The following is a 19,816-nucleotide window of genomic DNA, read 5'->3' as shown; positions in this document are numbered from 1 at the left end:
GCTACGACAAAACCGCAGACAGTTTCCTCGGCTTCATCGACATCGCCTGCATCAGGCTCTGGCTTCGCCATTTGTCAACATGACCTATGGCTTGCTGAAAGAATCAGGGGACCCGCATGACCAGCAATACCGACCTTATCGCCCGTAAGGGCACCGCCGTCGCGCAAGGCGTCGCGACGCGCGGCATCTTTGCCACCCGCGCCGAGAATGCCGAGCTTTGGGATGCCGACGGACGCCGCTTCATCGACTTCGCCGCCGGCATCGCGGTGAACAATACCGGCCATCGCCATCCGCGTGTCATGGCCGCTGTTGCCCGCCAGGCCGAGGCCTTCACCCATACCTGCTTCCACGTCGCGCCCTATGAGGGTTACGTGCATCTGGCCGAGCGGCTGAATGCCGCCGCGCCCGGCGATTTCGCCAAGAAGACCATGCTGGCCACCACCGGCGCCGAGGCGGTCGAGAACGCGGTGAAGATGGCGCGGGCCCATACCGGGCGCTCGGGCATCATCGCCTTTTCCGGCGCCTTCCATGGCCGCACCCTGCTGGGCATGGCGCTGACCGGCAAGGTGGCGCCCTACAAGAAGGGCTTTGGCGCCATGCCGGCCGAGATCCTGCACGCGCCCTTCCCGAACGCCTTTCATGGCATATCCGAGATGGAATCCGTTCAGTATCTTGAGCGACTGTTCGCCTCTTCGGTCGATCCCGAGCGTATCGCGGCGATGATCGTCGAGCCGGTGCAGGGCGAGGGCGGCTTCAACATCGCCCCGGCCGGTTTCCTGCGCGCCCTGCGGGCCATCTGCGACCGGCACGGCATCGTGCTGATCGGCGACGAGGTGCAGGCCGGCATGGCCCGCACCGGCCGCATGTTCGGCTTCCAGCATTCCGGCGTGGTCCCCGACCTGGTGACCATGGCCAAGGGGCTGGCCGGCGGCTTCCCGCTTTCGGCCGTCACCGGCCGGGCCGAGATCGTCGATGCGGCGCCTGCGGGCGGCCTCGGCGGCACCTATGCCGGCAACCCGCTGGCCGTGGCCGCCGCTCATGCGGTGCTGGACGTGATCGAGGAGGAGGGGCTCTGCGCCCGCGCCGCCGGCATCGGCGAGACGATCCGCGCCCGGCTGACCGCCATCGCGGCGCGGCAGGGCATGGAATGCATCGGCGATGTGCGCGGTCTGGGCGCCATGAACGCCTTCGAGCTGGTGACGGACCGGGGCAGCAATGCGCCCGACGCCGCGCTGACCGCCGCCATCGTCGCCGAGGCCGAGGCGCGCGGGCTGATCCTGTTGTCCTGCGGCACCCGCTACAACGTCATCCGCCTGCTGCCGCCGCTGACCATCCCGCAGGCGCAGCTGGAGGAGGCGCTGGACATCCTGGAAGCCGCGGTCGAGGCCGCCGCCATGCGCCGCGCAGCCGCCTGATCCCGGCCGCATCCCGCCAGCGCCGACCGCGCCCTGGGGGCAGGCGGGGCTCGTCCGCGGGGTGCTGGATGGGTTAGACTGGGGGCGCAGCAGTCGAAGGGGGAAGCCATGACAGCGCTGGAAGCGACGGCCGGGCTGGAAACGCATGAGGTGCTGAACCAGCCGGTGCCGCCCGGTGACCGCGATCTGTGGCGGGACGATCCGGTCCTGCGCACCGCTCTGGCCGGCAGCGGCGCGGATCTGGAAGCGCTGGCCCGCTACGGCGCCGCCCTGGGCAGGGCGGAACTGCGCGAGGCGGCGCGCGACGCGAACCGCAACCCGCCCGAGCTGCGGCTGTTCGACAGCGGCGGCCGGCGGCTGGACGAGCTGCGCTTCCACCCCGCCTATCACCGCTTCATGCAGCTTTCCACCGCCGCCGGCTATCATTCCATCGCCTGGGAGGGCGGCGCCGCCGGCCATCTGAGCCATGCCGCCATGGTCTACCTGGCCAGCCAGGTCGAACCCGGCCATTGCTGCCCGCTGACCATGACCCATGCAGCGGTCCCTGTGATCGCGGGCGCGGCGCTGCCGGGCGAGTGGCGCGGCCTGCTGCTATCGCGCCAGTACGATCCCTCGGTCCGGCCGGTGGCGGAGAAGGCCGGGGCGACGCTGGGCATGGCGATGACGGAAAAGCAGGGCGGCTCGGACCTGCGCGGCAGCACCACGCGGGCCGAGCGCGACGGCGAGGCCTGGCGGCTGACCGGGCACAAGTGGTTCTGCTCGGCACCGATGTCGGACGGTTTCCTGACGCTGGCGCAGACCGGGGCCGGGCTCACCTGCTTCCTGGTGCCGCGCTGGCTGCAGGACGGGCGCAACGGCATCCGCATCCAGCGCCTCAAGGACAAGCTCGGCAACCGCTCGAACGGCTCGGCCGAGATCGAATATCACCGCGCGCTGGCCTGGCAGCTGGGCGAGGAAGGCCGCGGCATCCGCACCATCGTCGAGATGGTGCATCACACCCGGCTCGACACCGCCATGGCGCCGGCCGGGCTGATGCAGGCGGCGCTGCGCGAGGCCCAGCACTGGACCACGCAGCGCAGCGCCTTCCAGCGTTGGCTGATCGACCAGCCGCTGATGCGCGCCGTGCTGGCCGATCTGGCGCTGGACTGGCAGGGCAGCCTGGCGCTTGGCCTGTCGGTGGCGCGGGCCTTCGACGGCACGGGCGAGACGGATCGCGCCTTTGCCCGCATCGGCGTGGCGCTGGCGAAATACCTGGCCAACAAGCTTTGCCCGCTGGTGGTGGCCGAGGCGATGGAGGTGCTGGGCGGCATGGGCTATGTCGAGGACACGCCGCTGCCCATGCTGTATCGCGAGGCGCCTCTGAATGGCATCTGGGAGGGCTCGGGCAATGTGATCTGCCTCGATGCGCTGCGCACGCTGGCGCGCGAACCCCTGGCCGGCGAGGCCCTGGGCGCGCGGCTGGATGCAGCGGCCGGGCTGGACCGGGCCTATGACGCGGCGCTGGCAGCGCATCGGGCGCGCTGGGGAGGCGGCCTGGCCGAGGCCGAGGCGCGCTGGTTCGCCGAGCGCAGCGCCCTGCTGCTGGCCGCAGCGGCCTTGCTGCAATCCGGCCCCGGCCCGGTGGCCGAGGCTTTCGTCGCCACCCGGCTGGCGGGCGAGCGTGGCCGACTGTCCGGCGCGATCCCGCCCAAACTGGCCGAAAGCGTGCTTGCCGCGGTCCTGCCCCCGACCGACTGAGCGCCGGCCCCTCACGCCGGCGTTACGGAACATCCGGGCCTTGCGGCGGTTGGGAAGACCTCGACCCGGGCAAGCGGGGGAGGGTGGTCCCGGCGGACCATGCCACGCATTCCCGTCCGGGCGAGCGCGGACCGACCGGGACCGGACATCCACGGCCCGGCCGGATGACCGCGCAACCAAGGGGCGGCGCGCGGCCTTCCGCAAGGGACGCGCGCGTCCGCCCGCATTCGGAGGATGACGACATGCCAGCCAAGTCCAAGGCGCAGCAGAAGGCCGCCGGTGCGGCCCTGGCCGCCAAGCGCGGCGAGACCGGCAAGAGCGCGCTGCACGCGGCTTCGAGGCAGATGTATGAATCGATGACCGAGAAGGAACTCGAGGCGCTGGCCAGCACCAGCCACAAGGGCAAGCCCGAGCACAAGGATTGATGGACGCGCATCGCGGGCGGGCCGCCGGCCCGCCTGTGCGCGGCGCTGTCTTGCGCGCGGCGATACCCCGGCGGGTCGCAGGACGGGCCGTCCCTCTCGCGCCGGCCGGCTGTGCGGCTGCCGCAGGGATCGCCGGCGCCGAAGCGGGCCTGCCGCTCGGGCCCATGCCGGCCCGGCGTGGGGCCTGCCCTAATCCGGCAGGGCCACCGGGCCGATGGCGGGCCACAGGTCGCCCGGGCCCGGGTTCTCGGCATGGCAGGCGCCGCCCAGATGCGTCATCACCCCCCAGACGGCATTCAGCGCTGTCTGCACCGCGCCCTCGACCCATGCCGGGGTCCAGCTGATGCCGTCGCCGGCCAGGAAGATGCCGCGCTGCTCGGGCGGCATGGCGGCCTGGATGAAATGGCCATACATGCGATGGTTGTAGCGGTAATGGCCGGGCAGCGCGCCCTTGAAGGCGCCCAGGAAATTCTCGTCGCTTTCCCAGCTGACGCAGATCGGGTTGCCGCGGATATGGCTGCGGATGTCCACGCCCGGATAGACCTTTTCCAGCGCGTCCAGCGCCAGCTCGATGCGCTTTTCCGGGGCCAGCGGCAACACCTTCAGCGCGTCGGTCATCCAGGAATAGCTCAGGCAGATCACTGCCGGCCGGTCGGGACCGTTATCGAAGAAATAGCTGCCGCGGGTCAGCCGGTCGGTCAGGGTCATCGACAGGACCGGCCGGCCGGTGGCCGGGTCGATGTCCTTCCAGAACGGCCGGTCCACCATCACGAAACTTTTCGCCGCCTGCATGTAGCGGGTGCGGTCAAGCGCCATCCACAGCTTCTGGTCGAACAGCGCCTCCTCGACCGCGACCGAGGTGGTCAGCAGATGGCTCTGGCAGGTGGCCAGCACCGCCGCATAGTCGCGGGCATTGCCCCATTGGTCGGTCACGGTGAAGCCGTCGCCCCGGCGCGCGATGCGGCAGGCCCGCCCCAGCGTCGCGCCGCCATTCAAACCCGCCAGCGTGGTGCCTGCGGGCCAATGCGCGCAGGCCGCCGGCTGGCGCCACAGCCGATGCAGCACCGTCTCGACCCCGCCCAGGATGAAGCGCTGGTTGTCGTCAAGCTCCAGCAGGTTGACGCGCAGGATCTCCAGCATCGAGTTCGGGAAGTCGCTGTCCCAGCCGCCGGTGCCGAAACCGACCTGGCCGAAGACCTCGCGATGGCGGAAGCTCAGCGCCTGGAAGGCCCGCGACGAGGTGACGAAATCGTAGAAGGTGCGCTCGTCCCATTGCGCGACCAGCGGATCCCAAAGCTGCTTGAGCCGCGCCACGTCGCGGTCGCGCACCGCCTGCTGGAGGGCCGCGAAATCGGCATGTTCCTCGAGCGCGGCGCGATAGGCGGCCGCAACCTCGTGATAGAGGCGGGGCAGGTCGTCCAGGCTGCGGGCGAAATGCGTCTCGCCCTCCAGGTCGATGACGGTCGAGCCGGCGGCTGCGGTCAGCGGGTTGGGAAACGGGGCGCTGTCCAGCCCCACCAGATCGACATAGTGATAAAAGCCGGTCGAGGAGACCGGAAAGCGCATGCCGCCCAGTTCCGCGACGACATCCTCGGTGCCTTCGAAGATCTCGGATCGCAGCCGGCCGCCGAAACGGGCCGATTCATAGATGACCGGCCGCAGGCCCAGCTTCATCAGCTCGTGCCCGGCGACGATGCCGGCAGCGCCGGCGCCGATGATCGCGACCTCGGTGCCCATGCGCTCGGGCGGGATGGTGCCCAGCCCGGCCGGGTGGCGCAGCCAGTCGTCATAGGCAAAGGGGAAGTCGGGGCCGAAGGCGGTGACCGGCCTGCTGTCGCTCATGCACTGCTCCGTAAGAGGCGGGACCGGATGGTCAAAACCCGCGGATCGTCTAGACTGCGGCCGGATTATGGGCATGAGAGGGGTCCGAAGTGAAGCTTGCACTCTGGCAGGCCGCGCCGACAAATGGCCGGATCGACGGGGTTTTTTCGGCAATCTGTCGGCAGTTGCAAGCAGCCTCGGCCGCCGGAGCGACGATTCTGGTCCTGCCCGAGCTGATCCTGCCCGGCTATAACCGCCCCGACCTGCACGCCGCGCTTGCCCAGCCGCTGGACGGGGAATGGATCGCCCGGCTGCGCGCCATGGCGCGCGAGGCGGGCTGCGGCCTCTGCCTCGGCTGGGCCGAGCGCGAGGGCGGCGCGGTCTACAATGCCGCCACCGTCATCGGCGCGGATGGCGCGATCCTGGCGCATTACCGCAAGATCCAGCTCTACGGCGCGATGGAGCAGGCGAGCTTTGCCCGCGGCAGCACCCTGGCGCCGGTCTTTTCCCTGGGCGGCCGGGCGGCGGCAGTGCTGATCTGCTACGATATCGAATTCCCCGGCCATGCCGCGGCGCTGGCAGAGGCGGGGGCCCGGCTGCTGCTGGTGCCGACGGCCAATCCCGCGGAGTTCGAGCATGTCCAGCGCGTGCTGGTGCCGGCGCGCGCCCATGAAAGCGACGCGGTGGTGGCCTATGCGAATTACGCCGGGACCGAAGGAGACCTGCGCTTCGGCGGGCTGTCGGTGATCGCCGGCCCCGACGGGCAGCCGCTGGCCATGGCCGGCGCCCGGGGCGAGGCGCTGCTGGTCGTGGACCTGGCCGCCGCCGATGCCGTCCCGGCCGAAGGGCGCCCGGCGCAGGGGGAATACCGTCCGGCCCGCCTTGCCGGCCCGGGGCCGAAACCGTGACGCCCGTCCTGCGGCCAGCCGATCCCCGCGGCCCCGGCGGCGGGCCGCCAATGTTCCTTTCAGCTTCCGACCTGCCATGATCCTGCGTTCCCAGCCCAATCTTCGCGACATCCTGTTCACCGTGCAGGGCTCGATCGTGCCGGCGATCATCGGGCGGCTGGCGGTGATCGGCGCGGTCAGCGTCATCGCGGTGCTGGCGGCCAACGTGCATCCCGGCATCTTCGCCCGCATCAGCGCCATCCCTTTCACCCTGATCGGCATCGCGCTTTCGGTGTTCATGAGCTTCCGGAACGGCACCTGCTATGCCCGCTGGTGGGAGGGGCGGCAGCTCTGGGGTCAGGTGATCGTCGCCTGCCGCGGGCTGGCGCGCGCCAGCGCCGACCTGGATGCGGCCGAGCGGCGCGGCCTGCTGATCCCGGCCTGCGGCTTTGCCGCCGGGCTGGCGGCGCGGCTGCGGCGCCGGGACGAGGGCGCCGCCATCTCCGCCTGGTGCCCCGAGGCCGAGATCGCCCGCCATCCCAACCCGACCGATGCGGTGCTGCAGCAGTTGGGCCGGCACCTGCTGGCGCTGGCCGCCGTCGGAAAGCTGGGCGAGATCCGTTATTCGGTGCTGGAAGGCTATCTGGCGCAGCTCTCGGCGGCACAGGCGGCCTGCGAGCGCATCGCCACCACGCCGGTACCCTTTGCCTATTCGCTGCTCTTGCACCGCACGGCGCTGGTCTTCTGCCTGACGCTGCCCTTTGCGCTGGCCGGGTCGCTGGGCTGGTGGACGCTGCTGCCGGTGCTGCTGGTGGCCTATACGTTCTTCGGGCTCGACGCGCTTGGCCACCAGCTCGAGGATCCGTTCGGCACCGCGCCGAACGCGCTGCCGCTCGACGCGCTGTGCCGGACCGTCGAGCGCGAGATGCTGGCCGCGCTGGTGGCGCAGGATCTGCCCGAGCCGGTCGCGGCCCGCGGCCATGTGTTGAGCTGAGGCGGCACTATCCCGCCAGTCCGGCCGGGCCTCGGCCCAGTGGCCGGTAGCCCATCTCGCGGTCGATCCAGCGCATCAGCAGCGCGGTGATGCGGGCCTGTTCCGCGGCGCTCAGCGCCCGGCCGGCGGGGATGCCGTGCCATTTCGCCAGGCAGGACCGGCAGCAGCAGGCGGTGGCGTGCTGGGCAACGAAGACCGGATGGCCCCGCATCGGCGTCTGCCTGCCGTCATTGCGCGGCTGCGCCGGCGCCAGCCGCGCCGCGATCAGCTCGTCGGCATGGCGGGCGATGGTCTCGCGCCCCTTGGCATCGGCATAGGCGCGCTCCCTGGGACCAAGATGGAAGCGGCTGCGAAACCGCGACCGGCCGAGCCGCACGAGGATGTCGTCATTCTGCCCCATCCGCGCAGCCTAGCCCGGCGCGGGGTAGCAGGAAAGCCCGGCCCCGCTGCCGCGACCGCCTCGGGCCAGCCGTCGCAATCGCCGCGCTTGACCGGCGGCAAGGCGGAACGGGACGAGCGGGGCTCGTCCCGGACGCTGCCGCTGGGCCGGGGCAGCGCGCGCCCGGCGGACCGGCTCAGGCGGCGTAGCGTTTCGCCATCGCGGCCAGCGGCAGCGGGCGGATTTTCGGAGCGTTGCCGGCGGTGCCGAAGGCCTCGAAGCGGGCCTTGCAGACCTCGGACATCATCGCCATGGCGGGTTTCAGATAGCCGCGCGGGTCGAATTCGGCCGGCTCTTCGCTGAGCTTCTTGCGGATCGCGGCGGTCATCGCCAGGCGGTTGTCGGTGTCGATGTTCACCTTGCGCACGCCCGACCTGATGCCGCGCTGGATCTCCTCGACCGGCACGCCCCAGGTCGGCTTGATGTCGCCGCCATGGGCGTTGATGATCCGCTGCAGATCCTCGGGCACCGAGCTCGAGCCGTGCATGACCAGATGCGTGTTCGGCAGCCGGCGGTGGATCTCCTCGATCACATGCATGGCGAGGATCGCGCCGTCGGGCTTGCGGGTGAATTTGTAGGCGCCGTGGCTGGTGCCCATGGCGACGGCCAGCGCATCGACGCCGGTCTCCCGCACGAATTGCTCGGCCTCGGCCGGGTCGGTCAGCAACTGCTCCTCGGACAGCTTGCCCTCGGCGCCGTGGCCGTCCTCCTGGTCGCCCATGCCGGTTTCCAGGCTGCCCAGCACACCCAGCTCGCCCTCGACCGAGACGCCGCAGGCATGGGCCATCTCGACCACGCGGGCGGTGATGTCGCGGTTATAGGCGTAATCGGCGGGCGTCTTGCCATCGGCCTTCAGCGAGCCGTCCATCATCACGCTGGTGAAGCCGTTCTGGATCGCCGTGGCGCAGGTCGCAAGCCCGTTGCCATGGTCCAGGTGCATGCAGATCGGAATGTCGGGAAAGGCGCGCGACAGGCCCTGGATCAGCCCGGCCAGCACGGCGTCGTTGGCATAAGCGCGCGCGCCGCGGCTGGCTTGCAGGATCACCGGGCTGTCGGTTGCCGCGGCGGCGGTCATCACCGCCAGCCCCTGCTCCATGTTGTTGATGTTGAAGGCGGGAACGGCATAGCCGTTCTCGGCCGCATGGTCGAGAAGCTGGCGCAGCGTGATCATGGCCATGGGCTGTTATCCTTTGCTGATGGCGAGATGGGAGAGCATGGTTTCGACTTCCTCGCGGGCGCCGAAGAACAGCGGCACCATCTCGTGCAGCCCCTGCGGTTGGCGGTCGAGGATCGGCTGGCACCCGTCCGAGGCGATGCCGCCGGCCTGCTCGATCAGGAAGGCGATGGGGCAGCATTCGTAGATCAGCCGCAGCCGGCCGTTCTCATAGCCCGGGCGGCGGTCGGCGGGATAGAGGAAGGCGCCGCCCTTCAGCAGGATGCGGTGCAATTCGCCGACGGCGGCGGCGAGCCAGCGCATGTTGAAGTCGCGCCCGCGCGGGCCATCCTTGCCCTGGCGCAGTTCCTGCACCCAGGCCTGCAGGCCCGGCGACCAGTGGCGTTCGTTCGAGGCGTTATAGGCGATGGTCGAGGCGGTGGGCTTCAGCTGCACACGCTCGCGGGTCAGGCGGAACAGGCCCGCCTCGGCGTCGAAGCCGGCGACATGGGTGCCGTCGCCCAGCGACCAGCCGAAATCCAGCGAATGGCCGAAACTGGCGTAGCCGGCGCCGACCACGGCCCGGCCCTTGCGCAGGAAGCCCTCGGGCGCGGCGGGCAGGATGGAATAGAGCATGCCCAGCGGCGCGCCGATGCCGATGCTGCCCGAGCCGTCGATCGGGTCCATCGCCACGTCCCAGGCGCCGCCCGGGTTCAGGGTGGCGACCGCCTCGGCCTCCTCGGAGAGCACCCGGCCGACGCCGGCGGCGGCCAAGGCGTCCAGCATGTGGTGATGGGCGGCGACATCCAGCGCCTTCTGCCTGTCGCCGCTGTCATTGGTGCCGACCACGGCCTCGGGGTCGCCATGCAGCCGGCCGGCGGCCAGCCGCGCGGCCAGCGCCGGCTGGGCCTGGGCAATCGCCAGGGTGATGGCGGCGGGGCCGTCGCCCGCCAGCACGTCGGAAAGCGGGCGGCCTGTGGCGGGGCCGTCGTTCGGCAGTTTCAGCATGGCGGGCCTTTGCGTGCGGGCGGACTCAGCCGGCCTTGTTGTATTTCGCGTCCACTTCGTCAATGGCGCAGACGTTCCCGGCCGAGCGGCCGTTCGGGTCGAAGTTCATCGTCTCGGCCAGCCAGGCGTCGGCGATGGCCTTGGCGAGTTCGGTGCCGATCACCCGCGCGCCCATGGTGATGATCTGGGCGTTGTTCGACAGCGCGGCGCGTGTCGCCGAATAGGTGTCATGGGTCAGGGCGGCGCGGATGCCCGGCACCTTGTTCGCGGCGATGCAGACGCCGATGCCGGTGCCGCAGACCAGGATGGCGCGGTCGTAGGTGCCGGCCGCGACCTCGCTCGCCACCCGGTCCGAGAGGTTGGCGTAGAACGCATCCGCGCCCGCGTCGGTGCGCGAGATTTCCGAGACCTCGTGTTTGTCCTTCAGGTGGTCGGCCAGCAGTTTGGCCAGACCTTCACCCGCGCTGTCGCCTGCGATTGCCAGTTTCATTTCACGTCTCCGATGGTTGTCGTGCTGTGCACGCGGTCAGATGGTTGCGGCGCAGCGCGCCAGGATGTCCAGATAGCCCTCGACGTTCCAGGCCGAGCGGCCGATGAAGAGCCCGTCGATATGCGGGCAGGCGATCAGTTCCTGGCAATTGCCGGGGTTGACCGAGCCGCCGTAGAGGCAGGGGATGCGGCGCGAAAGCACGTCCTGCGCCACCGCGATGATCTCGGCCTGGCGCGCATCGGCATAGTCCGAACTCGCGGGGATGCCGTTCACGCCGATCGCCCAGACCGGCTCATAGGCCAGCAGGATCGGCGCCGATTTCTGCTCGGCCGAGAGCCTGGCCAGCGCCCCGCGCACCTGGGTCTCCAGCACCGCGCGGGCGCGGCCGGATTCGCGTTCGGCCAGGGTCTCGCCGATGCAGATCAGCGGGATCAGGCCGTGGCGCACCGCGGCCTCGGTCTTGAGGCCCACGGTCTCGTCCGTTTCGCCGAAATGCTCGCGGCGCTCGCTGTGCCCCAGTTCGACGATGTCGAGATTGCAGTCGCGCAGCATCAGGGGCGAGATCTCGCCCGTCCAGGCGCCCGCGTCGGCCCAATGCATGTTCTGCGCGCCGACCTTGACCGAGGTGTCGGCCAGCAGCGCCTTGACCTCGCGCAGGGCGGTAAAGGGCGGGATCACGAAGCGCTGGACGCGCGGGTCGCGGGCGGCATCGGCGGCGGCCAGCCCCTCGGCAAAGGCGCGGGCCTCGGCCAGGGTCTTGTTCATCTTCCAGCTGGTGCCGATCCAGAATTCGGTCATGTCGTCGTCCTAACGGTCAGAATGCTTGGCAATGGTCAGGGGGATGCCGGCGCGGTCCAGCGCGGCGCGATCCTCGGGGTCGGGCGGGGCGTCGGTAATGACCGCGTGGAACTCTGACAGGTCGGCCAGCGCATGCAGCGCCGAACGGCCGAAGCGGCGGTGATTGACCAGCAGCACGCTGCGTTCGGCCCCGGCCATCATGGCGCGCTTGGCCCGGATCACCGCGTCGTCCATGTGAAAGGCCTGCAGGCCGCTGACCGCCGGGGCCGAGATGAAGGCCAGGTCGGCGCGCAGCCGGCTTAGCGCGTTTTCCGTCACCAGCCCGAAGAAGCCGTTGAACTTGGCGCTGAAGATGCCGCCGAGCGCGATCAGCGTGATCCGCGCCATGTCCTTCAGCGGCTCGATCACCGCCGCGTTGTTGGTGATCACCGTCAGCGGCGCCTTCTCGGCCAGGCTGGCGCCCAGCAGCGCCGCCATCGAGCCGTCATTGACCATCACCGTCATGCCCGGCTCGACCAGGTCCAGCGCGGCGCGGGCCATGCGGGCCTTGGCGTCGGCATCCTGCAGCGCCCGGATGCGGAAATCGCTTTCGAACTGCGTCCCCGCCTCGATGGTCGCGCCGCCGCGCACCTTGCGCAGCAGGCCCGCCTGCTCAAGGTCGTCGAGGTCGCGGTGGATGGTCATCTTCGAGACCGCGAAACGCTCGGCCAGATCGTCCAGATCGACGGCGCGCGCCGCGACCAGCAGATCCATGATGGCTTGCCTGCGTTCCTCGCGCTTCACGATCATCCCTCCACGAGCCGGGATTCGCCGCGGCCCGATACTTTTCTAACAAGACTCCGCACAAATACAACATCAATTATGTGACTTTGTGATTTTTGATTGTTATTTTTGCCGGCGCGCAGTATCTCAAGGGCAAACGGAGGACCGAACATGCCTTTAGACACCCCCAAAGACCCCGCGATCGCGGCGAAGGCCGCGCTTGATCCGCAGAACTTCGCGCTGGCGAACTGCATCCGCGCGCTGTCCATCGACGCGGTGAACGCCGCCAATTCCGGCCATCCCGGCGCGCCGATGGGCATGGCCGATGCCGCCGCGGTGCTGTTCGGCAAGCATCTGAAATTCGACGCGAAAAACCCAGACTGGCCGGATCGCGACCGCTTCGTGCTGTCGAACGGCCATGCCTCGATGCTGCTCTACAGCCTGCTGCACCTGACCGGCTACGAGGACATGACCATCGAGCAGATCCGCAATTTCCGGCAATGGGGCGCGATCACGGCGGGTCATCCGGAATACGGCCATGCCAAGGGAATCGAGACCACCACCGGCCCGCTGGGGCAGGGGCTGGCCACCGCCGTCGGCATGGCCCTGGCCGAGCGCCGGCTGGCCGCCGAATTCGGCGACGACCTGGTCGATCATCACACCTATGTCATGCTGGGCGACGGCTGCCTGCAAGAGGGCATCGGGCAAGAGGCCGCCAGCCTTGCCGGCCACCTGGGCCTGGGCAAGCTGATCGTGCTTTACGACGACAACTCCATCACCATCGACGGGCCGACCTCGGTCTCCTTCTCGGAAAACATCCCGGCGCGGTTCGAGGCGATGGGCTGGCATGTCCAATCCTGCGACGGCCATGACGGCCGCGCGCTCGACGCCGCCATTACCGCTGCCAAGGCGGAAACCGCCAGGCCCTCGCTGATCGCCATGAAGACGGTGATCGGCTTCGGCTCGCCAAACAAGGCCGGTTCCTATGCGGTCCACGGCTCGCCCTTGGGCAAGGACGAGGCGGTGCTGACGAAAGAGGCCATCGGCTGGTCGGCCGAGCCCTTCGCGATCCCCGAGGACCTGCTGCGGCAATGGCGCGAGATCGGCGCGCGCGGCGCCAAGGCGCGTGCGGCATGGGAAGCCCGGCTTGCCGCGAAGCCGGCCGGGACCCGCGACGAGTTTCAGCGCCGGCTGTCGGGCAGGCTGCCCGAGGGCTATGAGGCGGCGGTGCAGGCGGCGCGCGCCGCGCTGTTCGCCCAGCCCAAGAAGGCCGCGACCCGCAAGGCGAGCCAGATAGCGCTGGAGGCGCTGACCCCGGCACTGCCCGAGATGATCGGGGGTTCCGCCGACCTGACCGGCTCGAACCTGACGCGGGTTCCGGCGGTGGACAGCCAGTATACGCGCGAGGCGCCGGGCCGCTACATCGGCTATGGCGTGCGCGAATTCGGCATGGCCGCGGCGATGAACGGCATCAACCTGCATGGCGGCTTCATTGCCTATGGCGGGACGTTCCTGGTGTTTTCCGACTATGCCCGCAACGCCATCCGGCTGTCGGCGCTGATGGGGGTGGGCACGATCTATGTCATGACCCATGACAGCATCGGGCTGGGCGAGGACGGCCCGACCCACCAGCCGGTCGAGCATCTGGCGTCCTTGCGCGCCATCCCGAACCTGACCGTCCTGCGCCCGGCCGATACGGTCGAGACGCTGGAGGCCTGGGACATCGCCATCCGCAACCGGCATGTGCCCTCGCTCTTGGCGCTGTCGCGGCAGGACGTGCCGCAGCTGCGGCTGGAGGCGGGCGCCGAGAACCTGACCGCCAGGGGCGCCTATGTGCTGCGCCAGTTCGGCGAGGGGCGCGACGTGACCCTGATCGCCACCGGCACCGAGGTTGCCATCGCCGTCGAGGCGGCGCAGGCGCTGCACGAGAGCGGTCTGTCGGTCGCCGTGGTCTCGATGCCCAGCTGGGAGCTGTTCGACGCCCAGCCCGAGGCCTATCGCCAGGCCACCTTGGGCGACGCGCCCCGCATCGCCGTCGAGGCGGCGGGCAAGTTCGGCTGGACCCGCTATGTCGCCAGCGAGGACGACGTGATCGGCATGACCGGCTTCGGCGCCTCGGCCCCGATCGACCGGCTCTACAAGGAGTTCGGCATCACCAAAGGGGCCATCGTCGCACGGGCGAAGGCGCTGGCGGGCAAGTGAACCGCGTGCGCCCGGGGCCTTTCCCGGGCGCATCGCTCAACGCCCGGCCGCAATGGGACCGGGCCAGTCGTTGATCCGCATGGCCGCGAACCGTTCGCGCAGCCAGCGGGCGGCCGGGCCGCTGGGACGCTGCTTGTGCCAGACCATCTCCAGCGCCACCGGCCAGTCGGCGCCGTCGAATTGCAGCGCCGGCGTGACCAGATCGTCGCGCACCGGCGATTCCTCGATGATGTGGTCGGGCACCAGCGCCCAGCCGATGCCGCGCCGCACCATCTGCAGGATGACCCAGTGGCTTTCCACCCACCAGACTTCGGCCGCAGTGCGCAGGCGCTGCTTTTCCGGCCCCTCGCTGCGCACCGCGACCATCAGCTGGCGGTGGCGCTTCAGGTCCTCCCACTCGACCACCGTATGGGCCAGCGGATGGTCCTTGCCGCAGACCAGCTTCAGGGGCACCCAGCCGAGGGTGTGGAAGGCGATCTCGGTCGGCAGCACCTCCTGCCGCCACATCACGCCGATATCGGCCTTGCCGTCCAGCACCAGCCGGCTGACATCCTCCATCATCGGGAACAGCAGTTCCAGCTCGACATGCGGGAAGCGCGCGGCGAATTCGGCGAACAGCGTCGCCAGCGGCTCCTCGGGATAAAGCTCGTCGATGGCGACGACCAGCCGGTGCTCGACATGCGCGGTCAGGCTGGCGGCGACGCCGATCAGGTGCTCGCGGCGGTCCAGCACCACGCGGGCCTCGGCCAGCAGCCGCTCGCCCGCGGGCGTCAGCACCGGGTTGCGTCCTTCGCGGCTGAACAGCGCCACGCCCAGATCATCCTCGAGATTCGAGACCTGGGTGCTGATCGCCGACTGCGCCTTGCGCAGCGCCCGGCCGGCGGCCGAGAACGAGCCGTGCTGCGCGGCGGCGACAAAGGCTTCCAGCTGGTCCAGGGTGACGGTCATCTATCTGCAAATCCGATGGTATCTAACTTTGTATTCTGGAAAATACAGATAGAAAGCGCAGCAAGCAACGATGAGGAATCACGATGACGATGCGCAGTTTTCCGGACCGGGTCCGCCACGCGGTGAGCTTCGAGCTGATCGGCCTGGCGATCGTCACCCCGCTGGCCGCCTGGATCTACGACAAGCCGGTGTTCGACATGGGCGTCGTCGGCGTCGGCGCAGCGACGCTGGCCACGGTCTGGAACTTCGTCTTCAACCTGGGCTTCGACCACGCCATGCGGCGCTGGGTCGGCCATGTCCGCAAGTCGGTGCATCACCGGCTGTTGCATACTGTGCTGTTCGAACTGGGCCTGCTGGTCATGCTGCTGCCGCCGATGGCCTGGTATCTGGGCATGACGCTGTGGCAGACGCTGCTGCTCGACCTGTTCATCGTGGCCTTCTACCTGGTCTATAATTTCGTCTTCAACATCGCCTATGACCGGATCTTCCCGCTGCCCGCCGGGCCGCAGGGTCGCGGGCGGGATCACGGGCGCGGCCAGCCGGCCTAGGTTCTGTGGACACTTATTTGATCCATAGGACGATAGCGGCGATGGTTACGACTGCGAAGTAGTTTCTGGCGGTTTTCTCGTATCTGGTTGCAACCCTTCGGAATTGCTTGAGCTTTGAAAAGCAGCATTCGATCAGGTGCCTCTGGGCGTAGAGGTGGCGGTCGGGGGGGTGCTTGCGCGCCCGGGACGGGCTGTTCGGGATGACGGCGAGGGCCTTCTTGTGCGCGATGGCCTCGCGCAGGCGGTCGCTGTCATAGGCGGTGTCGGCCATGACCGCTCCGGCGGGCAGGTCGGTGATCAGAGCTTCGGCCTCGGGCGCGTCGCCCTTCTGCCCGGCGGTCAGGGTGAAGCGGACGGGGCAGCCAAGACCCCGCACTGCCATGTGCAGCTTGGTGTTCAGGCCGCCGCGGGAGCGGCCAAGGGCCTGATCTTCAGCCCCCTTTTTGCACCGGAGGTGTGCTGGTGGGGGCGGATGATCGTGCTGTCCAAGATCAGATACTCGAAGTCGGGATCATCGGACATGGCCTCGAAGATTCGCCACCAGACCCCCTTGCGGCTCCACCGGCTGAAGCGGCGGAACATGCTGTTCCACGACCCGAACACATCCGGCAGGTCGCGCCAGGGCGACCCCGTCCGCACGATCCACAGCACCGCCTCGACAAACATCCGGTTGTCGCGCCCGCTGCTGCCGCATGTCCGCTCATTCCCGATGATATGCGCCGAAAGCCGATCCCATTGCCCGTCAGAGAGCACCAGCCGATCCAAAGTCCCCATCACAAACCTCCTGCAGCGGAAACAATGAATCACCAAAAAGCAGAAGGGAGAATCCCAAGAGTCCACAGAACCTAGCCCGGATCGCAGGCGATCTCGTCCAGCAGGAAGGCGCGGAACTTGCGGATCGCGGGACGGTTGCGGCGGCCCTTGGGATAGACCAGCCAGAAGCTGCGGCCGTTCTGCGCCACCAGCGGAAAGGGCTGGATCAGGCTGCCGGTCGCCAGCTCGAACCGGAAGAAGCGCGGCGTCAGCAGCGCCACGCCGTAACCCTCCAGCGCCGCCCGCGCCTCGTGCAAGTCGGTCGAGAGCGTCAGGCCGGGCCGGGGCGGGGTTTCCCAGAAATCCACCCCCGCCTCGCGCATCCAGACCGCCCAGTTCGGGTCCACCCGGTCCAGCAGCGGCAGCTTCAGCAGGTCCGCAGGCTCGCGCAATTCGTACTTCCGCGCCAGCGCCGGCGACAGCATGGGCGTGTATTCGATGGGCATCAGGCAATGCTCCTCGACCCCCGGCCAGCCGCCCTCGCCGGCGCGGATGGCGACGGTGATGTCCTCACGCCCGAAATCGACCAGATTGTCGCTGGTCTCCAGCCGCACGGCGAGGTTCGGATGATTCATCTGGAACTTGCCCAGCCGTGGCGACAGCCAGGCCCCGGCAAAGGTCGGCACGGTCGAGATCGACAGGGTCGAGACCGAATCCGCCGAGGGGTCGGCATAGGCCTCGCGCAGCATGTCGAAGGCGTCGACGGTTGGGCGGGCGAACAGCGCCCCGGTCTCGGTCAGCACGATCTCGCGCGGCTTGCGCAGGAACAGCGGCGTACCCAGCCGCTCCTCGAGCAGGCGGATCTGGTAGCTGACCGCGGCCTGGGTCATGCCCAGTTCCTCGGCGGCGCGGGTGAAGCTCAGATGCCGCGCCACCGCCTCGAAGGCGCGCAGGGCGGCAAGCGGGGGTATCGACATAAGCCTGCCTTATGGATGCTTGCCGAGGCTTTGTTGGTCATTGCCGCGGAAACCTAGCATGATCGGAGCGTGGATCAACCATGACCACCGAAAGGAGGGCAAAATGTCCGATAATTCCGCATGTGACCGCCAACGCCCCTTCCTGCCGGGCCTGACCCGGCTGCTTTTCGGTGTGCTGCGCCGCGATAAGCCCAGCCTATCGCCATGCCCGGACCGCATGGCGGCGCTGGACCATCCCGCGACGCGCAAGGCCTTGGCCGATCTGCCGGCGCATCTGCTGCGCGACATCGGTGTCGCCGACACGCGCAGCGACACGGCCGCCCCGCCGCAGGAAGGCGACGCGCTGCGCCGGCATCTGTGGTAAGGCGTCAGCCTGCCGCGCTTTTGCGCACGGTTTCCCCGAACTGCTTGCGATAGGCGCGCGCCAGCGTGGCGGGCGACGAGAACCCGGTGCGCGAGGCGATCTCGCCCAGCGTCAGCTTGGTCTCCAGCGCCAGCGCCCGGGCATGGGACAGCCGGATCTGCCGGTAATAACCGCCGGCCGACAGGCCCAGATGGGCATGAAACAGCCGGTCCATGCTGCGCGGCGACAGCGCCGCGCGCTCGGCGATGCGGGGCAGGGGCAAGGGCTGCTCGGCGGTCTCGCGCATGGCGACGATGGCGCGCTGCAGCGAGTGCGGCAGCGCGCTGTCGGTCATGCGGCTGGGCAATTGCCATTCCACCGGATCGGTGCTGCGCCCCATCACCCGGCCGAACATGTTCGCCACGTCGAAGCGCAGCGCCTCGCCCGCCTGCGCGCCGATCAGGTCCAGCGACCAGCTGAGCACGCTTTGCGCGCCGCCGCAGGTGACGATATTGCCATCCGCGACATAGGGATCGGGCACCACGGTGATCTCGGGGAAGGCCTCGGCCAGCGCCTCGCGCTCCATCCAGTGGATCGCGGCGCGGCGCCCGGCCAGCAGGCCCATGCGGGCCAGCAGCCACGCCCCGGTATCCAGGCCCCCCACCACCGGCAGCCCGCGCGCCTTGCGCAGCACCGCCTGCGCCGAATCGCGCTGCAGATGGTCGCGCATGCCGTAGCCCGAGACCAGGATCAGCGCATCCGTCGCCCCCACCCGTTCCAGCGGCAGATCGACCGCGATCGCCAGCCGGGACGAACTGGTCACCGCCCTGCCGTCCAGCGAAGCGACTTGCCAGGAAAACAGCCGCCGCCCCGACAGGTCGCGCGCCGCCCGCAGGGGCTCGATGGCGCTGGCCAGCACCATGTTCGAGAAGCCGTCGAACAGCAGGAAGGTCAGGTGCAGCGGCGATTTTGGCGACATGAGCAAAGATTATGGCGTAAACTGCACATCATGCCAGCCAAATAGCTGTCAGCCTGCGGTGAAATCACACATTGCCGGAGCCATGAATGAACCGTGACGTCTTCATCACCTGCGCGGTGACCGGATCGGGGCAGAGCCACAAGAAGTCCGACCTGGTGCCGATCACGCCCCGCCAGATCGCCGAGGCCTGCATCGAGGCGGCGAAGGCGGGTGCGGCCATCGCGCATGTGCATGTGCGCGATCCCCAGACCGGCGCCCCCTCGCGCGATCCGGCGCTGTATCGCGAGGTGGTGGACCGGGTGCGCTCTGCGGGCACCGACGTGGTGCTGAACCTGACCGCGGGCATGGGCGGCGACATCGTGCTGGGCTCGGCCGAGGCGCCGCTGCCGCTGTCGCCGCAATCCGACCTGATCGGCGCCAGCGAACGGCTGGTGCATGTCGAGGAACTGCTGCCCGAGATCTGCACCCTCGATTGCGGCACGATGAACTTCGCCGAGGCCGATTACGTCATGACCAACACCCCCGGCACGCTGCGCGCCATGGCGGCGCGCATCCAGGCGGCGGGGGTGCGGCCCGAGATCGAGGTCTTCGACACCGGCCACCTGTGGCTGGCCAGGACGCTGGTGGAGGAGGGGCTGATCGACGATCCGGTGATGATCCAGCTGTGCATGGGCATCCCCTATGGCGCGCCGGCCGATCCGAACAGCCTGATGGCGATGGTGAACAACATCCCGCCGGGCTGGGTCTATTCGATGTTCTCGATCGGGCGGATGCAATTGCCTTACGTCGCGCAGGCTGCGCTGGCGGGCGGCAATGTGCGCGTGGGGCTTGAGGACAACATCTGGCTGGACAAGGGCGTGCCGGCCCGCAACGGCGACCTGGTCGAGCGGGCGGCGACGATCCTGAACGCGATGGGATGCCGGATCCTCGGCCCGCAGGAGGTGCGCGACACGCTGAAGCTGACCCGGCGCTGAGCCGCAGGCCGAACCAATCCATAACATCAAGACAGGGGGTCCATCATGAGCATCAATCTGACGAGGCGGGGGCTGACGAGGCGGGGCTTGCTGGCCGGCGCGGCGGGCGCGGCGGCGGCGGGGCTGATCCTGCCGCGCGGCGCGCGGGCGCAGGAGGCGAAGC

20 protein-coding genes and 1 pseudogene are annotated in these 19,816 nt (G+C 69.2%); 10 read left to right on the top strand and 11 right to left on the bottom strand.

Annotated elements, in window-relative coordinates; translation table 11 throughout:
• The 4 genes and pseudogenes from I9P22_RS17300 to I9P22_RS17285 all read left to right on the top strand — a co-directional run.
• A pseudogene (locus I9P22_RS17300) lies at positions 1-83 on the top strand (IS5/IS1182 family transposase); the annotation flags it as partial.
• 33 nt (positions 84-116) lie between these two features.
• Positions 117-1,415, top strand: coding sequence for a 4-aminobutyrate--2-oxoglutarate transaminase (gene gabT / locus I9P22_RS17295; protein WP_199260740.1), 1,299 nt, complete (start codon positions 117-119; stop codon positions 1,413-1,415).
• A gap of 108 nt (positions 1,416-1,523) precedes the next feature.
• Positions 1,524-3,152 (top strand): acyl-CoA dehydrogenase family protein, encoded by a 1,629-nt coding sequence (locus I9P22_RS17290; RefSeq protein ID WP_199260739.1) that lies wholly within the window; start codon positions 1,524-1,526, stop codon positions 3,150-3,152.
• A 242-nt stretch (positions 3,153-3,394) separates the two neighbouring features.
• Positions 3,395-3,577 (top strand): DUF3008 family protein, encoded by a 183-nt coding sequence (locus tag I9P22_RS17285; RefSeq protein ID WP_199260738.1) that lies wholly within the window; start codon positions 3,395-3,397, stop codon positions 3,575-3,577.
• Between the two features lie 189 nt (positions 3,578-3,766).
• Here the strand turns inward: I9P22_RS17285 and I9P22_RS17280 are convergent, their stop codons facing one another.
• Positions 3,767-5,419: a flavin monoamine oxidase family protein gene (locus tag I9P22_RS17280; protein WP_199260737.1), complete on the bottom strand. Its 1,653-nt coding sequence runs from the start codon at positions 5,417-5,419 to the stop codon at positions 3,767-3,769.
• 89 nt (positions 5,420-5,508) lie between these two features.
• Between I9P22_RS17280 and I9P22_RS17275 the strand changes: the two genes are divergently transcribed.
• Both I9P22_RS17275 and I9P22_RS17270 read left to right on the top strand, forming a co-directional pair.
• Positions 5,509-6,306, top strand: a complete 798-nt coding sequence (locus I9P22_RS17275; protein ID WP_199260736.1) for a nitrilase-related carbon-nitrogen hydrolase — start codon at positions 5,509-5,511, stop codon at positions 6,304-6,306.
• A 76-nt stretch (positions 6,307-6,382) separates the two neighbouring features.
• Positions 6,383-7,279, top strand: coding sequence for a bestrophin family protein (locus tag I9P22_RS17270; protein ID WP_199260735.1), 897 nt, complete (start codon positions 6,383-6,385; stop codon positions 7,277-7,279).
• A 7-nt stretch (positions 7,280-7,286) separates the two neighbouring features.
• Here the strand turns inward: I9P22_RS17270 and I9P22_RS17265 are convergent, their stop codons facing one another.
• From I9P22_RS17265 to I9P22_RS17240, 6 genes are all read right to left on the bottom strand, one after another.
• Positions 7,287-7,679, bottom strand: coding sequence for a DUF4186 domain-containing protein (locus I9P22_RS17265; protein ID WP_199260734.1), 393 nt, complete (start codon positions 7,677-7,679; stop codon positions 7,287-7,289).
• Positions 7,680-7,854: 175 nt separating this feature from the next.
• On the bottom strand, positions 7,855-8,895 hold the full coding sequence (gene fba / locus I9P22_RS17260; RefSeq protein ID WP_199260733.1) for a class II fructose-bisphosphate aldolase: 1,041 nt from the start codon (positions 8,893-8,895) through the stop codon (positions 7,855-7,857).
• A 6-nt stretch (positions 8,896-8,901) separates the two neighbouring features.
• Positions 8,902-9,879, bottom strand: a complete 978-nt coding sequence (locus I9P22_RS17255; RefSeq protein ID WP_199260732.1) for a class 1 fructose-bisphosphatase — start codon at positions 9,877-9,879, stop codon at positions 8,902-8,904.
• A gap of 25 nt (positions 9,880-9,904) precedes the next feature.
• Positions 9,905-10,369 carry a D-erythrulose-4-phosphate isomerase gene (gene derI / locus I9P22_RS17250; protein ID WP_199260731.1) on the bottom strand — a complete coding sequence of 155 codons (465 nt, stop codon included), beginning with the start codon at positions 10,367-10,369 and terminating at the stop codon, positions 9,905-9,907.
• A gap of 36 nt (positions 10,370-10,405) precedes the next feature.
• Positions 10,406-11,167 (bottom strand): triose-phosphate isomerase, encoded by a 762-nt coding sequence (locus I9P22_RS17245; RefSeq protein WP_199260730.1) that lies wholly within the window; start codon positions 11,165-11,167, stop codon positions 10,406-10,408.
• Between the two features lie 9 nt (positions 11,168-11,176).
• Positions 11,177-11,956, bottom strand: a complete 780-nt coding sequence (locus I9P22_RS17240) for a DeoR/GlpR family DNA-binding transcription regulator (protein WP_269846658.1) — start codon at positions 11,954-11,956, stop codon at positions 11,177-11,179.
• 144 nt (positions 11,957-12,100) lie between these two features.
• Between I9P22_RS17240 and tkt the strand changes: the two genes are divergently transcribed.
• Positions 12,101-14,131 (top strand): transketolase, encoded by a 2,031-nt coding sequence (gene tkt / locus I9P22_RS17235; protein ID WP_199260729.1) that lies wholly within the window; start codon positions 12,101-12,103, stop codon positions 14,129-14,131.
• Positions 14,132-14,167: 36 nt separating this feature from the next.
• Here tkt and I9P22_RS17230 read toward each other — a convergent pair whose 3' ends face one another.
• The gene (locus tag I9P22_RS17230) at positions 14,168-15,079 is read right to left on the bottom strand and encodes a LysR family transcriptional regulator (RefSeq protein WP_199260728.1); all 912 of its coding nucleotides are present in this window, start codon (positions 15,077-15,079) and stop codon (positions 14,168-14,170) included.
• An 83-nt stretch (positions 15,080-15,162) separates the two neighbouring features.
• Here I9P22_RS17230 and I9P22_RS17225 point away from each other — a divergent pair, with 83 nt between their 5' ends.
• Positions 15,163-15,627 (top strand): PACE efflux transporter, encoded by a 465-nt coding sequence (locus I9P22_RS17225; protein ID WP_199260727.1) that lies wholly within the window; start codon positions 15,163-15,165, stop codon positions 15,625-15,627.
• A 13-nt stretch (positions 15,628-15,640) separates the two neighbouring features.
• Here the strand turns inward: I9P22_RS17225 and I9P22_RS17220 are convergent.
• Both I9P22_RS17220 and I9P22_RS17215 read right to left on the bottom strand, forming a co-directional pair.
• Positions 15,641-16,401, bottom strand: a protein-coding gene (locus tag I9P22_RS17220; protein WP_199260726.1) for an IS5 family transposase whose coding sequence is annotated in 2 segments (ribosomal slippage) — positions 15,641-16,074 and positions 16,074-16,401 — 762 coding nt in all. Because the reading frame shifts where the segments join, the coding sequence is not laid out codon by codon here.
• Positions 16,402-16,472: 71 nt separating this feature from the next.
• A complete protein-coding gene (locus I9P22_RS17215) occupies positions 16,473-17,357 on the bottom strand; it encodes a LysR substrate-binding domain-containing protein (RefSeq protein ID WP_199260725.1) in 885 nt (294 codons plus the stop codon).
• 103 nt (positions 17,358-17,460) lie between these two features.
• Between I9P22_RS17215 and I9P22_RS17210 the strand changes: the two genes are divergently transcribed.
• Positions 17,461-17,721 carry a DUF1127 domain-containing protein gene (locus I9P22_RS17210; RefSeq protein ID WP_199260724.1) on the top strand — a complete coding sequence of 87 codons (261 nt, stop codon included), beginning with the start codon at positions 17,461-17,463 and terminating at the stop codon, positions 17,719-17,721.
• Positions 17,722-17,725: 4 nt separating this feature from the next.
• On the opposite strand, the gene I9P22_RS17205 is transcribed toward I9P22_RS17210, so the two are convergent.
• Positions 17,726-18,679 (bottom strand): GlxA family transcriptional regulator, encoded by a 954-nt coding sequence (locus tag I9P22_RS17205; protein WP_199260723.1) that lies wholly within the window; start codon positions 18,677-18,679, stop codon positions 17,726-17,728.
• Positions 18,680-18,765: 86 nt separating this feature from the next.
• Between I9P22_RS17205 and I9P22_RS17200 the strand changes: the two genes are divergently transcribed.
• Complete coding sequence (locus tag I9P22_RS17200) at positions 18,766-19,653, top strand: BKACE family enzyme (protein WP_199260722.1); 888 nt, start codon at positions 18,766-18,768, stop codon at positions 19,651-19,653.
• Positions 19,654-19,816: the final 163 nt, after the last annotated feature.

The organism is Paracoccus binzhouensis (genome assembly GCF_016446475.1).
GTDB classification, from domain to species: domain Bacteria; phylum Pseudomonadota; class Alphaproteobacteria; order Rhodobacterales; family Rhodobacteraceae; genus Paracoccus; species Paracoccus binzhouensis.
This window is presented reverse-complemented; position numbering and strand designations above follow the sequence as displayed.

What these genes read in the sequence shown, in the direction of transcription:
- gabT (WP_199260740.1), top strand. Translation starts at nt 117, where the DNA reads ATGACCAGCAATACCGACCTTATCGCCCGTAAGGGCACCGCCGTCGCG.
- I9P22_RS17290 (WP_199260739.1), top strand. Translation starts at nt 1,524, where the DNA reads ATGACAGCGCTGGAAGCGACGGCCGGGCTGGAAACGCATGAGGTGCTG.
- I9P22_RS17285 (WP_199260738.1), top strand. Translation starts at nt 3,395, where the DNA reads ATGCCAGCCAAGTCCAAGGCGCAGCAGAAGGCCGCCGGTGCGGCCCTG.
- I9P22_RS17280 (WP_199260737.1), bottom strand. Translation starts at nt 5,419, where the DNA reads ATGAGCGACAGCAGGCCGGTCACCGCCTTCGGCCCCGACTTCCCCTTT.
- I9P22_RS17270 (WP_199260735.1), top strand. Translation starts at nt 6,383, where the DNA reads ATGATCCTGCGTTCCCAGCCCAATCTTCGCGACATCCTGTTCACCGTG.
- I9P22_RS17265 (WP_199260734.1), bottom strand. Translation starts at nt 7,679, where the DNA reads ATGGGGCAGAATGACGACATCCTCGTGCGGCTCGGCCGGTCGCGGTTT.
- fba (WP_199260733.1), bottom strand. Translation starts at nt 8,895, where the DNA reads ATGGCCATGATCACGCTGCGCCAGCTTCTCGACCATGCGGCCGAGAAC.
- I9P22_RS17255 (WP_199260732.1), bottom strand. Translation starts at nt 9,879, where the DNA reads ATGCTGAAACTGCCGAACGACGGCCCCGCCACAGGCCGCCCGCTTTCC.
- derI (WP_199260731.1), bottom strand. Translation starts at nt 10,369, where the DNA reads ATGAAACTGGCAATCGCAGGCGACAGCGCGGGTGAAGGTCTGGCCAAA.
- I9P22_RS17245 (WP_199260730.1), bottom strand. Translation starts at nt 11,167, where the DNA reads ATGACCGAATTCTGGATCGGCACCAGCTGGAAGATGAACAAGACCCTG.
- I9P22_RS17240 (WP_269846658.1), bottom strand. Translation starts at nt 11,956, where the DNA reads ATGATCGTGAAGCGCGAGGAACGCAGGCAAGCCATCATGGATCTGCTG.
- tkt (WP_199260729.1), top strand. Translation starts at nt 12,101, where the DNA reads ATGCCTTTAGACACCCCCAAAGACCCCGCGATCGCGGCGAAGGCCGCG.
- I9P22_RS17230 (WP_199260728.1), bottom strand. Translation starts at nt 15,079, where the DNA reads ATGACCGTCACCCTGGACCAGCTGGAAGCCTTTGTCGCCGCCGCGCAG.
- I9P22_RS17225 (WP_199260727.1), top strand. Translation starts at nt 15,163, where the DNA reads ATGACGATGCGCAGTTTTCCGGACCGGGTCCGCCACGCGGTGAGCTTC.
- I9P22_RS17215 (WP_199260725.1), bottom strand. Translation starts at nt 17,357, where the DNA reads ATGTCGATACCCCCGCTTGCCGCCCTGCGCGCCTTCGAGGCGGTGGCG.
- I9P22_RS17210 (WP_199260724.1), top strand. Translation starts at nt 17,461, where the DNA reads ATGTCCGATAATTCCGCATGTGACCGCCAACGCCCCTTCCTGCCGGGC.
- I9P22_RS17205 (WP_199260723.1), bottom strand. Translation starts at nt 18,679, where the DNA reads ATGTCGCCAAAATCGCCGCTGCACCTGACCTTCCTGCTGTTCGACGGC.
- I9P22_RS17200 (WP_199260722.1), top strand. Translation starts at nt 18,766, where the DNA reads ATGAACCGTGACGTCTTCATCACCTGCGCGGTGACCGGATCGGGGCAG.